Source organism: Saccharothrix isguenensis (assembly GCF_052936305.1).
On the sequence record NZ_CP193626.1, the window covers coordinates 103068 to 115939 of the forward strand.

Consider the following 12872-nt stretch of genomic DNA (forward strand, 5'->3'; position numbering starts at 1 on the left):
CGTACTCACACCTTCGGGTGATCATCGTCAGAATATGTACGGAAACACCGTTACCGCCCCTCGGTTAGAACGAAGAGGAACCCCGCCCAACCACACCCCTCACATCAGCCACCCATCGCCCGACCGATCACCGGGGCGCACGGTCACCTGCCGGCCGCACGGTCATGCACCGGTCGCCAACAACTCGCGCACGTGCCCCGCGAGCCGCGCCGCCAGCTCCTCGTCCCACTCGCTCGAAGCCGCCGCACCACCCGCCGCCGTGCCCTTGACCCGGTCGCCGAGCATCCGCCGCTCCGCCGGGCTGAAGTCGCCCACCGCCCGCCGCAACAACGGCAGGGCCGCAGCGAAATCCGCCCCCGACAACCCGGCCAGCCACTCGTCGACCACGCCGAACAGCCGCGCGTCCGCCGTGAGCAGCGACGCCGACCCGCGCAGGAACCCGGCCACGAACGCCGTCGCCCCGGCGGCCAGCGAGACCGCCCGGTGCAGGCGCGCGGCGACCTCCTCGGAGTCGAGCGCACCCGTCTCCCACAGCAGCCGCGTCGCCCGACCCGTCGGCAGGCCGTGCGCGTCCGGCATCGCGACCAGCGACGTCAGCGCCCGCTGCCACGTGTCCCGGTGCTCCTCGTCGGCCGCCAGCCGGACCGCGTCGTCCGCGCCCTCCACCGCCTTGACCGCACGTTCCGCCGTGTCCTCGTCCACCCCCCGACACGCCAACGGCAACCCGACCGCCCCGCGTGCCAGCAACCCGTGCAGCGCCACCCGCAGCAACTCCGGGTCCGTGCCGCGCACCGACCCGTAACGCACCGTCGTCGCCAGGTCCGGCAGCGCGGCCAGCAACTCCAGCGCGTCGGTCGCCGCCGCCGCGCACCGGTCGAGCGCCTGGCGCGCCGCCGCGACCGCCTCCGGGATCTCGCACCCGACCGACCGGCTCAGCGACTCGGCCGCGTCGACCACCCGCGTCGCGTCCCCCGCCCGCGTCACGAGCACCGTCCGCGCGGCGGCCTCGACCGTCGTCCCGTGCCGGGCGGCCACCGCCAGCGCCACCTCGAACTCCGGCTTCCAGCGCAGCTGCCACGCCTCGGCGAACGTGCCCAGCGTTCGGGTCGTGTCCGGCGTGCCCCACGGCACGTCCAGCACCTCCAGCCGCCGCAACAACTTCGACCGCTCCCGATCCGTGTCCTTGCGCAGGTCGAGCCGGATCGGCCTGGCCAGCGCGCCGGCCGGCAGCCGCAGCCGCTTGCGCAGCCGCGCGAAGTCCGCCGCCAACGGTGACGTGGGCACGTCGTCCCCGACCTCACCCAGCCGCTCACCGACCACCAACTGGTCGTGCACCAGCCGCAACGGCGTCGCGTCACCCCCGCACAACACCGCCAGCGACGCCTCCATCACCTCCGACAGCCCCGGTGACGGCCGCCCCCGCATCGCCGCCAACGCATCCGCCAGCCGCACCGCCTCCACCGCGCTCGCCGTGGACGCCGGCAGGTCCTCCGCCCGCAACACCGCGCACGCCTTGGCGAACCAGCGCGCCACGGCGTCGCCGCGTTCGGCGCACTCCCACAAGTGCGCGTACCACCCCGGCGAGTCGATGCCCGCGCCATAACCGGAAGCCGACGCCAACCGCCCGTGGCTCCACGGCACCCACGTGCCCGAAACCTTCCTGCGCGGCAGGCCTTTCAGGGCGGCGGCATCGACCGACGCGGGCGGCAGGGTGCGCAACGCGGGCACGTGCCAGGCGCCGGCCACGACCGCGATCGGCCCGTCCACGTCCTTCAACGCCTGCCGCACGTTCTGCCGCATCGCCGCCTCACGGCGCAACGTCCGCGCGTCCACCTGGTCGGCGAACTCCTCGCGCAACGCCCCCATCGCCTCCGCGACCGCCTCGGCCAGGTCCTCCGGGTCGGTGTGGTGCTCGACCACGTCCTCCCACCAGCGCTCCGGGTCGTCGAACCCGGCCGCCTCCGCCAACGTGCCCAACGGGTCGAGCGCCGCTTTCGGCCCACCGCCGGGGGGATCCCCGGAGGAGTCGCCAGGGGAGTCCAACCCGGAGGAGTCGCCAGGGGAACCCCGCTCCTCACCCAGCGACGCGGCGGCCGGCAAGTCGAAGAACCGCACCGGCACACCGTTCGCGTGCGCCCACTTCATCGCCCGCCACTCCGGCGAGAACTCCGCGAAAGGCCAGAAAGCGGCTCGCGCCGGCTCCGCCTCGTCGTGCAGCAGCAACGCCACCGGCGGCGTCAGGTCCGGCACGTGCGACAGCAGCGCGTCGCCCTCAGGCGGTCCTTCGATCAGCACCACCTCCGGCCGCACGGCCTCCAGCGCCGCCGCGACCATGCGCGCCGAGCCGGGACCGTGGTGCCGGATGCCGAGCAGCGTGACCCGCTCGGGCAACGGCTGTTCGCGCGCCATCAGCCCACCGCGTCCTGGCACGCCCGGTACAGGTCACGCCACTCGGAACGCTCCTTGACCACCGCTTCGAGGTACTCCCGCCACGCCGCCGTGTCCGACACCCGGTCCTTGACCACCGCGCCGAGCAGGCCCGACGCCAACTCGTCCGCCGTGATCGTGCCGTCGCCGAAGTGCCCCGCCAGCGCCATGCCGCTGGTCACCACGGAGATCGCCTCGGCCGTGGACAGGCTGCCGCTCGGCTTCTTCAACTGCGTGCGCCCGTCCGCGGTGGACCCGTTGCGCAGCTCGCGGAAGATCCGCACCACCCGGCGCACCTCCTCCAGCGCGGGCGGCTCGGCGGGCAGCTGCAACGCGCGGCCGAGCTGCGCGGAGCGGGCCAGCACGATCTCCACCTCGGCGTCCTCCGTCGCGGGCGGCGGCAGGACGACCGTGTTGAAGCGGCGGGCCAGCGCCGACGACATCTGGTTCACGCCGCGGTCGCGGTCGTTGGCGGTGGCGATCACGGTGAACCCCGGCACGGCCTGCACCTGGATGCCCAGCTCCGGCACCGGCAGCGTCTTCTCGGACAGGATCGTGATGAACGAGTCCTGCACCTCGGCCGGCATCCGGGTCAGCTCCTCGATGCGGGCGACCGCGCCGGTGCGCATCGCCTTCATCACGGGGCTCGCCACCAGCGCCGCCTCCGACGGACCCTCGGCGATCAACCGGGCGTAGTTCCAGCCGTAGCGGACCTGGTCCTCACCCGTGCCCGCGGTGCCCTGCACGACCAGCATCGAATCGCCGCTCACCGCCGCCGCGATGTGCTCCGACAGCCACGACTTCGCCGTGCCCGGCACCCCGACCAGCAGCAACGCCCGGTCGGTGACGAGCGTGCCGACGGCCACCTCGACCAGCCGCCGGTCGCCGACGTACTTGGGCGTGATCACCGTGCCGTCCGGGAGCCTGCCGCCGAGCACGTAGGTGACCACCGCCTGCGGCGACATCCGCCACCGCGGCGGACGCGGTCGGTCGTCCGCCGCCGCCAAGGCCGCGAGTTCCGCGGCGTACTGCTGTTCCGCGGCGGGCCGCAGCACGGATTCGGTGGTCACGGGCTCTCCTCCTGGTGGTTGAACGCCGCGCGCAGCTGCATGCGCAGGCGCAGGACGTCGAGTTCGGCGGTGTGCTCGGGCCAGCGCTCGGTGATGCGGGCCCAGTTCGCGCCGAGCACCTCGGCGTCACCCCTGGCCAGCAGCACGGCGGGCGGCCGACCGGCGAGCCACCTCGGGTCGCGCATGCCGGCGTAGCAGTCGAGCAGGTCGGCGGTGGCGTCCGCGCTCCACGGTCCGGGCAGCTGCGAGCAGGCGTGGTCGAGCAGGTCGTAGTTCCACTGCCGCGACACCTCGACCACCGTGCGCGCGGCCAGGTCGGCGGGCAGGCCGCCGAGCATCTCCAACTGCTCCATGCCCGTCAACGACCGCGTCGCCGCCACCGCCCACGGCCGGGCGTCGTCGGCCAGCTTCAGGTTCTGCGCCACCCCGCGCAGCAACGCGCCGGCCCACGGACCGCGCGCCAGCTCGGCGGCGGCGCCTTCGTCGTCGGTGTCGAGCCGGTTGGTCCAGTGCTGCGGCGCGACGCTCGCCGCCGCACCCCGGATCCGCCCCGCGATTCCCGCCTCGGAACCGTCTTTCAGCAGGTCGCGGGCCTCTTCCGGTTCGGGTGCGGCGTCGGCCCACAGCTCGTCGCTCTGCACGTCGAACCCGTCCGCCGTGAGCCAGAGTCCGCGGTGCAGGCGTTCGGCGGCGCGGTCGGCGAGGTTCGAGGTGGGGAGGGTCCGCAGGAGTCGGAGGGCTTCGTCGTGGACGCCGATCGCGCGGTCGTCCAGGGCGCGTTCGAGGAGCGGTTCGTCGTCCGGTCCGAGGTTCGCTTCCAGGGCGCTGATCAGCGCCTGGCGGTCGGTGGCCCGGCGCTGGACGTCGAACTGGGCGGCCAGGAACTCGCGGGTCTTCACCCGGTCGTGGTCGCGGGCGCGGCGCAGGGCGGCGAGGCGGGACCTGCCGGGCAGGTCGAGGGCCTGGTCGAGGTCCACCTCGTCGGTGGCGGAGCCGGTCGCCGCCCAGGACCAGGCGGACCGGATCGCCGCCAGCCACCGCCCGCGCGCGCCGAGGACGGCCGTGACGGCCGGGCGCAGGCCGGGGTGCGCGGTGCCCAGGCCCAGCAGGGCCGGCAGTTCGCGGTGGTCGGCGACCACGCGCGCGGCCCTCGCCATGCCGCACCACTCAGTGAGGAGGATCTGGTCGTCCAGCGCGAGGATCCGGACCAGGACGGACCTGGCCGCCGGGTTGGCCCGCTCGTCATCGGACGCGGGGGCGGCGGGCAGCAGCGGGGTGTCGACGGTCGGCGGGAGCTGCGCGCCGTGGGCGGCCACACCCAGGGCGGCGACGCGGTCGAGCAGGGCGGTCGGGGTGGTGCCCGCCCGGTGCGCGCCCACCAGGGCCGCCCGCACGGCCTCGTCCCAGTCGCTGTGCAGGCTCATCCGACGACCTCCGGCGCGCTGCCCGGTGCGGCGACGGCGCCCAGGCGCAGCTCATGGCCGTTCCACAGGCCCCACGCGTCGAACGGACCGCCTCCGGTCAGCGCCAGCGCCTGGTCCAGGGCCAGGTCCGGCCGGACCCGGAGCCCGCGGCCCGTCGCGTCGACCAGGTGCCCGGTGTCCTCCGTGACCCGCACCGACGCACAGCCCACGGGGTGCAGCCGCGCCCACGGATCGGCCTTCAAGAACTCCTCCAACCCCGCCAACGCCGCACGCCACGACTCCGGCGCGGGCACCGGCTCCGGCTGCCGCTCGACCAGCAGCTCGCCCACCGCCACCCGGTGCGGCGGCACGCCGGGATACGGGTGCAACACCCCCTGCACCTGGACCCCGTGCGCCAACGGCAGCACCGGCCGGGCGCCACCACCGGCGTGCCGCACCGCCACGACCCAGCCGTGGGACCGCCCCCGGATCCACTGCCGCACGGTCCGCACCAAGCCGGCATCGGACTCCAGCTTCAGCAGCGGCACCCACTGGTCCGACCAACCCGCCGCCGCCCGGACCTCCTCCTCGGCCACGGAGAAGCCCAGCCGGCGACGCACCACGGGCGAAGGCGACTCGGCCAACCGCGCCAGCAGGTGCAATCCGCCCAGCCGGTCGGCCGCGTCGTGCGCCCACCGCGCCCCACCCGCCACGACGACGCCGCGCACCTCGTCCACCGCCGACGCCAAGCCCTTGGCCTGCGCGTCGACCATCCGCGCCTCGATCGAGCGCCACCACGCCGCGTCCCGCGCGGGCAGCCCGGCGAGACCGGCGCCCGCCACGTCGGTCAGCCAGTCGGTCAGCCCCGCCACCCCGGCCCGCACCGCGCTCTCCCTGGCCAGGGCCGTCCTCTCCTTGGCCTTGGCGCGCCGCTCGACCGCCTCCGGCGACTCGTCGGAGGCGGCCGGACCGGCGGGGGCGGCGGCGCGGTTGCGGCGGGTCAGCCACTCGGTCACCCAGTCGGGCGTTTCCGACGCGGGCAGCGGCTCGCGCACGTCGCGCAGTTGCAGCGCCAGCGCGTGCTTGCACGGGAACTTGCGCGACGGGCACGAGCACCTCGTCGCCCGGTCACCCAGGTCGACGCACACCTGGTACGGGTTCTTGCCGCTGCCCTTGCACAGGCCCCACAGGGCCGTGTCGCTGCGACCCGTCCCGTGCCACCCGGAGGACCCCGCCAGCCGGGTGGCGCTGCTCGCCACCTGGCCGTCCGGGGCCTGCTCCAGAAGCGCTTGTGCGTCCATGCCGGCAGACGTTAGAGGCACCCACCGACACTGAGTCGACCACTTCCGCCCGCGGCGGCGTCAGTCCAGGTCAGGACCGCGTCGGGCCCAGGACCAGGCGTACTTGGGGTCCTCCGACGCCAGCGCCGCCTCGCCCAGTTCCAACGGTCGGAACGTGTCCACCATGACCGCGGTCTCGTCGAAGTAGTCCACCCCGAGCGAGGCCTCGACCGCCCCCGGCTGCGGCCCGTGCGTGCAGCCGGACGGGTGCAGGGACAGCGAGCCGATGCCGATCCCGGACCCCTTGCGCGCCTCGTAGTCACCGCCGACGTAGAACATCAGCTCATCGGAGTCCACGTTCGCGTGGTTGTACGGGACCGGGATCGCCAGCGGGTGGTAGTCGACCTTGCGCGGCACGAACGAGCACACCACGAAGTTCGGACCCTCGAACGTCTGGTGCACGGGCGGCGGCTGGTGCACGCGGCCCGTGATCGGCTCGAAGTCGCGGATGTTGAACGCCCACGGGTACAGGCAACCGTCCCAGCCCACTACGTCGAACGGGTGGTTCGCGTAGGTGAACCGGGTGACGCCGGCGCGGTGCCGCACGAGCACGTCCACGTCCTCGCCGTCCACGGTCAACGGCTCCACCGGTCCGCGGACGTCGCGCTCGCAGTACGGCGAGTGCTCCAGGAACTGCCCCTTGCCGGACAGGTAGCGCTTCGGTGGTCCGATGTGTCCGGTTGCCTCCAGCACTAGCACGTTCATCGGCCGGCCGGGCACCACGCGGTAGGTGCACGACGTCGGGAGCACCACGTAATCGCCCTCGGCGACCGGCAGCGCGCCGTAGATCGTCTCCACGACGCCCTCGCCGGACTGCACGTACAGCAGCTCGTCGCCGGCCGCGTTGCGGTACAGCGGACTGGGCGCCGTGGCGGTCACGAAACTGATCACCACGTCCGAGTTGCCGAACAGGGTGCGGCGTCCGGTGACCGCGTCGACGTCCGGGGAATCCCAGGTCAGGGCCGGTGTGCGGAAGTGCCTGGGCTTGAGGGGGAGGTTCGGCGCCAACGCGCCGCGCGCCTCCTCGACGGTGACCGCGTCGACGATCGCGGTCGGCAGGTGGCGGTGGTAGAGCAGCGCCGAATCTGCGGAGAAGCCCTCCACGCCCATCAGCTCTTCCGCGTACAGCCCGCCCTCCGGTGTGCGGAACTGCGTGTGGCGCTTGCGGGGGATCTCACCCACCTGGCGGTAGTACGCCATGGCTCACTCCGGGCGTTCGATAGTCGGACATCTTTGTTCATTGACCGGTACGCCACTAGCGTGTCAGCCGTGTCAAGCGCCTTCGAACTCCGTGCGCCCGGTCCACGCGGCACTCCGCCCCTGCTCGCGCGGCTTGTCGACGACGCCGCCCTGTTCCCGCCGGGCAACGCGGCAATGCCCGACGCGATCCGCGGCCACCTCGACGCACGTGCCGGTGATTGGGCGGGTGCGGTGGGGTTGTTCCTGTGCCCCGCGTCGCGACTGGCCGAGCTCATCACCGAGTTGATCAAGGTCAAACCGGTGAAGCCGATCGCCCTGTCGCTCGTCATCGACACCGGCCTGGGCGGTGTGCCCAAGGCCGTGTCGATCGTCGAATCCCGCAGCGAGCTGCTCGCGCTGCGGATGGTCGAGATGCCCGCCCCGTCCGACGTGGACGAGGTGTGGCTGGAACGCGTCTCCGAGTTCGTGCCCGAGGACGTCATCAGGGTGGTCGAGCCGAGGCGGGGCGGCGCCGAGTGGCTGGACGGCGTGCGCCGCGTCATCGAGCACGGCAGCTGGCCCAAGTTGCGGTGCGGAGGAGTCAGCAAGGAGAACTTCCCCAGCGTGGACGAGGTCGCCGACTTCCTGGCGGTGGTGAGCGGCGGCGGCGTGGCCTTCAAGGCGACCGCCGGCCTGCACCACGCCGTCCGGCGCACGGACGACCGGACCGGGTTCACCCACCACGGGTTCCTCAACCTGCTGGTCGCCACCGCGCGCTCGCTGTCCGGCGGTGACGTGCGCGGCGCGCTGTCCAGCACGGACGCCGTCGCGTTGGGCGAAGAGGCCAACGGGCTGTCCGACCAGGCCGCGCACGCCGTGCGCGGTGTGTTCGCCTCCTACGGGTCGTGCTCGCTGAACGAGCCGATCGCCGACTTGGAAGAGCTGGGCCTGCTGTGAGCTGGATCGACGACCCCGCGTTCACCGCCGACGCGCCGTTCGGGCCGCAGACGCTGCCCTACGGCGTGCTGCCCGGTGAAGTCCGGCCCGGGGGAACCCGCCCCGGCGGTGTCGCGGTGCGGGTGGGCGACCAGGCCCTGTTGCTGCGCGGGCTGGCCCTGGGAGAGCGGCTGGAGCCCTTGGTGGCCACCGGCACGCTGGACGCCCTGCTGGCGGCCGGACGGCCCGTGTGGAGCGAACTGCGGGAGAGGCTGGTCGAGATCGTCTCGGCCGCGTCCGCGCCCCGTGGGGCGGAGCTGGTGGGGCTGGACGGCGCCGTGCTGCCGTTCACCGTCGCCGACTACGTGGACTTCTACTCGTCGCGGCACCACGCGGAGAACGTCGGCCGGATCTTCCGCCCGGACGGCGAGCCGCTGCTGCCGAACTGGACGCACCTGCCCATCGGCTACCACGGCCGGGCCGGGACGGTCGTCGTGTCCGGCACGCCGGTCGTCCGGCCGCACGGGCAGCGGCGGTCGTCGTCGGGACCGGTGTTCGGGCCTTCCGGCCGGCTGGACATCGAGGCCGAGGTCGGTTTCGTGTGCGGCGGGCCGGTCGCGTCCCGGTTGACCCCGTCGCAGGCCGCCGACCACGTGTTCGGCGTGGCGCTGGTCAACGACTGGTCCGCGCGGGACATCCAGGCCTGGGAGTACCAGCCGCTCGGGCCGTTCCTGGCGAAGTCCTTCGCCACGTCGATCGCGGCGTGGATCACCCCGCTGGAGGCGTTCGCGGCGGCCCGCGTGTCGCCGCCGCCCATGGGTCACGACCTGCTGCCGTACCTGGTCGAGGAGCGGTCCTGGGGCCTGGACGTCGACCTGGAGGTCGAGTGGAACGGCACGGTCGTGTCCCGGCCGCCGTTCCGCGAGATGTCGTGGACGTTCGCGCAACAACTCGCGCACCTGTCGGTGAACGGCGCTACGGTTCGGCCGGGCGACCTGATCGCGTCGGGCACCGTGTCGGGACCGGCCCGCGACCAGCGCGGCTCCTTCCTGGAGCTGAGCTGGGGCGGGCAGGAGGCGGTGGCGCTCGGCGACGGCGAGCGGACGTTCCTGGAGGACGGCGACACGGTGCGGATCACCGCGACGGCTCCGGGTGCGGGTGGTTCGGTCGTCGGGCTGGCCGAGGTGGTCGGCACGATCGCGCCCGCCGACGAGAGGTAGGGCGCGTGGTCAGACCTGATCCCCGCGGCAGGCTGCCGGGGCCCGCCACCAAGGAGAGCTCGCTGACCTTGGAGCGGGGGTTGGCGCTGCTCCAGGCGGTGGCGGACGCGGAGTCCGAAGCGCCGTCGATCAGCGAGCTGGCGGCGGCCATCGGCGCTTCGCGGGCCGCCGTCTACCGGCTGCTGGTGCCGTTGCAGTCGCGCGGGCTGGTGCGCCGCGAGGGGTCGAAGGTGCGGCTCGGGCTGGGCGTGCTGCGGCTGGCGGCGAACGTGCTGCCGCAGCTCCGGATGGCCGCGCAGCCCGCGTTGCGGACGTTGGCGGAGACCGTCGGCGCGACCTCGCACCTGACCGTCGCCGACGGGACCGAGGCGCAGGCGGTGGCGGTGGTCGAGCCGTCCTGGACGGCGTACCACGTTGCGTACCGGGTCGGGTCGCGCCACCCCGTGCACCGGGGTGCGGCGGGCAAGGCCATCGGTCTGCCGCCGGAGGGCCGGCAGTGGGTCCAGTCGACGGGCGAGTTGCAGCCGGGCGCGTACGGGGTGGCGGCGCCGGTGCGCGGGGTGCCCGGGTTGCGGGCCAGCGTGGGCGTGGTGGCCCTGGAGAAGCTGGAGGGTGACGTCGTGGGGCCGCACGTGGTGCGGGCGGCTCAGGAGGTCGCTGACGCGTTGCGCTGACACGCAGGCGGTTGGCCGGGGCCGGCCGCGGTTTCGGCGGGGTGCACTTCGAGGCCGCCGTCGTCGTCGAGGACGATCCGGCGGTGCCCGGTAGGCGCGTTCGGCGATGGCGACGTCGCGGTGATCGAAGCAGCCGTGGAGCACCGCCCCTCCTCCCTGCCGGTCGGCGACGTCCACCGTCGACTCCTGCCGGGACTAGGCCGCGACCGCCTGCCACAGCGCGAGAGCGGCGAACGCGGCGAAGACGCAGCCGCTCACCCGCTGGATGAGGTGCGTCGGGATGCGAGTGGCGAGCTTGCGGCCCACGAGGACCGCGATGGCGGCGACGGTGGTCAGCGCCAGGAACGCGCCCAGGCCCACGAACACCGGGCTCGCGTACCGGGCGGACAGGGCGGCGGTGGCCAGCTGGGACGCGTCGCCCCACTCGGCCGCGAACAGGACGCCGAACGACGTCAGCGCGGCCCGCCGGAACGTCACCTGACCAGGACCGTCGGCCGCGCCGTCCACCTCATCGCCGTCCTGGGAGAAGCCTTCCTTCAACAGCAGGAACGCACCGACGCCGAACAGGACCGCGACCACCCCGGCGACCACCCGATCGGGTAGCAGGGTGAGCACGCCGCCGAACGTGGCGGCCACCACGCACTGGATCGCGAACGCCGCCGTGACGCCCGCGAACACGGGCCAGGCCCGGTACCGGGTGGTCAGCACGAGGGTGGCGACCATGGTCTTGTCCGGCAGCTCGGCCAGGAACACGACGGCGAAAGCGGTAGCCAGTGCGATGAGTTCAGGTGCCACGGAAACCTCCGACGTCCGGAATGAACCCGGACGGAGGCAGCACGACCCCGACCGGGCGTGGTGCGCTGCCCGGCCGGAGGTCTCGTTCGCCCGCTGGTGAGAGCGGGTGAGGGACCGGATCCGCGGTGAAGCGGATCAGTATGTCGATCCTCTCGCCCCGGTCGTGGTGACCCGGGGGAACTACTCCCCTCTGGCGCCTTCATCGTACCCCGTGCACCCGTTTGCGCTGGACGTGACGATGGGCACGGGAGGGGTGGGCGATCCGGGACCTTGGTCCTGGTCCACAGGGGACCCTCGTACCTGAGGGAGCACCGCACCACGCACCTACGTTCGATCCGTGGACGTCCTCGACCTGGCGCGGTGGCAGTTCGGCATCACCACCGTCTACCACTTCCTGATGGTGCCGTTGACCATCGGGCTCTCCCTGCTCGTGGCCGGGATGCAGACGGCGTGGGTGCGCACGGGCAACCGCAAGTACCTGGCGATGACGAAGTTCTGGGGCAAGCTGCTGCTGATCAACTTCGCCATGGGCGTGGTGACCGGCATCGTCCAGGAGTTCCAGTTCGGCATGACGTGGAGCGCCTACTCGCGCTTCGTCGGCGACGTGTTCGGCGCGCCGCTGGCAATGGAGGGCCTGGTCGCGTTCTTCGTCGAGTCGACCTTCCTCGGCCTGTGGATCTTCGGCTGGGACCGGCTGCCGAAGAGAGTCCACCTGGCCTGCGTGTGGGCCTTCTCGCTGGCCACGATCGCCTCGGCGTACTTCATCCTGGCCGCGAACTCGTGGATGCAGCACCCGGTCGGCGTCGAGATGGTGGACGGACGGCCGCGGCTCACGTCGATCTGGGCGGTGCTGGGCAACAACACCGTGCTGGCCGCGTTCCCGCACACGATCTTCGGCGCGTTCTCGGTCGCCGCGTCGTTCCTGGTGGGCATCGCGGCGTGGCACCTGTGGCGGCGCAGCGACGAGGAGTCGGTGTGGCGTGCGTCGGTCAAGTTCGGCACGTGGGTGGGCGTGGTGGCGTTCACCGGGCTCGCGATCAGCGGCGACCAGCAGGCGAAGCTGATGTTCGAGCAGCAGCCGATGAAGATGGCGGCGGCCGAGGCGCTGTGCCACACGGAGTCGCCCGCGGCGTTCTCGGTGTTCGCGATCGGCGACGTGGCGCGGCCCGACTGCGAGAACGTCAAGAGCATCACGGTGCCGGCGCTGCTGTCGTTCCTGGCGCACAACGACTTCACCACCGAGGTGAAGGGCATCGAGGACCTCGTCCCGCTGTACCAGGAGAAGTACGGCGCGAACTACCCGGTGGACCCTCGGCTGGGTGAGCTGTCGGGGATGCCGATCGACTACGTGCCGAACCTGCCGGTGACGTACTGGGGCTTCCGGCTGATGATCGGGTTCGGCGCGCTCGCGGTCGGGGCGGGACTGCTGGTCCAGTGGCTGGTCCGGGGCGGCCGGACGCCGCGGGCGTGGTGGTTCCGGTGGCTGGCGCTGGGGAGCATCGCCACGCCGTTCCTGGGCAACAGCTTCGGGTGGATCTTCACCGAGATGGGTCGGCAGCCATTCGTGGTGGTGCCGAACCCGAGCGGGGTGGACGGCGTGTGGATGTTCACCGCACGCGCTGTGTCGTCGTCGACACCGGGGGAGGTGTTGACGTCGCTGGTCGCCTTGACGCTGGTCTACGGGGTGCTGGCCGGCGTCGAGGTGTTCCTGGTCCGGCGGTACGTCCGCGCGGGGGTCGCGGGCGTGCTGCCGGGTGACAAGACCGGTGCCGACGAGGACGCCCGGTCCGAGACCGACGACGACGTCCTGTCGTTCGCTTACTGAGAG

The 12872-nt window shown here is 73.0% G+C and carries 10 protein-coding genes; 4 read left to right on the forward strand and 6 right to left on the reverse strand.

Features of this window, described 5'->3' with window-relative positions; translation table 11 throughout:
* Positions 1-162 precede the first annotated feature (162 nt).
* Genes ACRAKI_RS00515 through ACRAKI_RS00535 form a run of 5 tightly spaced genes read right to left on the reverse strand, consistent with a single transcriptional unit; the run spans position 163 to position 7440 of the window.
* The gene (locus ACRAKI_RS00515) at positions 163-2409 is read right to left on the reverse strand and encodes a DUF5682 family protein (protein ID WP_447005076.1); all 2247 of its coding nucleotides are present in this window, start codon (positions 2407-2409) and stop codon (positions 163-165) included.
* Positions 2409-3497 (reverse strand): ATP-binding protein, encoded by a 1089-nt coding sequence (locus ACRAKI_RS00520; RefSeq protein ID WP_447005077.1) that lies wholly within the window; start codon positions 3495-3497, stop codon positions 2409-2411. Before ACRAKI_RS00520 ends, ACRAKI_RS00515 begins: the two co-directional genes overlap by 1 nt.
* Positions 3494-4921, reverse strand: a complete 1428-nt coding sequence (locus tag ACRAKI_RS00525) for a DUF5691 domain-containing protein (RefSeq protein WP_447005078.1) — start codon at positions 4919-4921, stop codon at positions 3494-3496. Before ACRAKI_RS00525 ends, ACRAKI_RS00520 begins: the two co-directional genes overlap by 4 nt.
* Positions 4918-6201 (reverse strand): SWIM zinc finger family protein, encoded by a 1284-nt coding sequence (locus tag ACRAKI_RS00530; RefSeq protein ID WP_447005079.1) that lies wholly within the window; start codon positions 6199-6201, stop codon positions 4918-4920. Before ACRAKI_RS00530 ends, ACRAKI_RS00525 begins: the two co-directional genes overlap by 4 nt.
* A gap of 60 nt (positions 6202-6261) precedes the next feature.
* A complete protein-coding gene (locus ACRAKI_RS00535) occupies positions 6262-7440 on the reverse strand; it encodes a homogentisate 1,2-dioxygenase (protein ID WP_447005080.1) in 1179 nt (392 codons plus the stop codon).
* A 69-nt stretch (positions 7441-7509) separates the two neighbouring features.
* Between ACRAKI_RS00535 and ACRAKI_RS00540 the strand changes: the two genes are divergently transcribed.
* The 3 genes from ACRAKI_RS00540 to ACRAKI_RS00550 are packed head-to-tail and all read left to right on the forward strand — an operon-like array spanning position 7510 to position 10249.
* Positions 7510-8376: a hypothetical protein gene (locus tag ACRAKI_RS00540; protein WP_447005081.1), complete on the forward strand. Its 867-nt coding sequence runs from the start codon at positions 7510-7512 to the stop codon at positions 8374-8376.
* The gene (locus tag ACRAKI_RS00545; protein ID WP_447005082.1) at positions 8373-9575 is read left to right on the forward strand and encodes a fumarylacetoacetate hydrolase family protein; all 1203 of its coding nucleotides are present in this window, start codon (positions 8373-8375) and stop codon (positions 9573-9575) included. Before ACRAKI_RS00540 ends, ACRAKI_RS00545 begins: the two co-directional genes overlap by 4 nt.
* 5 nt (positions 9576-9580) lie before the next feature.
* Positions 9581-10249, forward strand: coding sequence for an IclR family transcriptional regulator (locus tag ACRAKI_RS00550; protein ID WP_447005083.1), 669 nt, complete (start codon positions 9581-9583; stop codon positions 10247-10249).
* Positions 10250-10444: 195 nt separating this feature from the next.
* Here the strand turns inward: ACRAKI_RS00550 and ACRAKI_RS00555 are convergent, their stop codons facing one another.
* Positions 10445-11044 (reverse strand): TMEM165/GDT1 family protein, encoded by a 600-nt coding sequence (locus tag ACRAKI_RS00555; protein ID WP_447005084.1) that lies wholly within the window; start codon positions 11042-11044, stop codon positions 10445-10447.
* 337 nt (positions 11045-11381) lie between these two features.
* Here ACRAKI_RS00555 and ACRAKI_RS00560 point away from each other — a divergent pair, with 337 nt between their 5' ends.
* Entirely contained in the window at positions 11382-12869 is a 1488-nt protein-coding gene (locus ACRAKI_RS00560) for a cytochrome ubiquinol oxidase subunit I (protein ID WP_447005085.1), read from the forward strand.
* Positions 12870-12872: the final 3 nt, after the last annotated feature.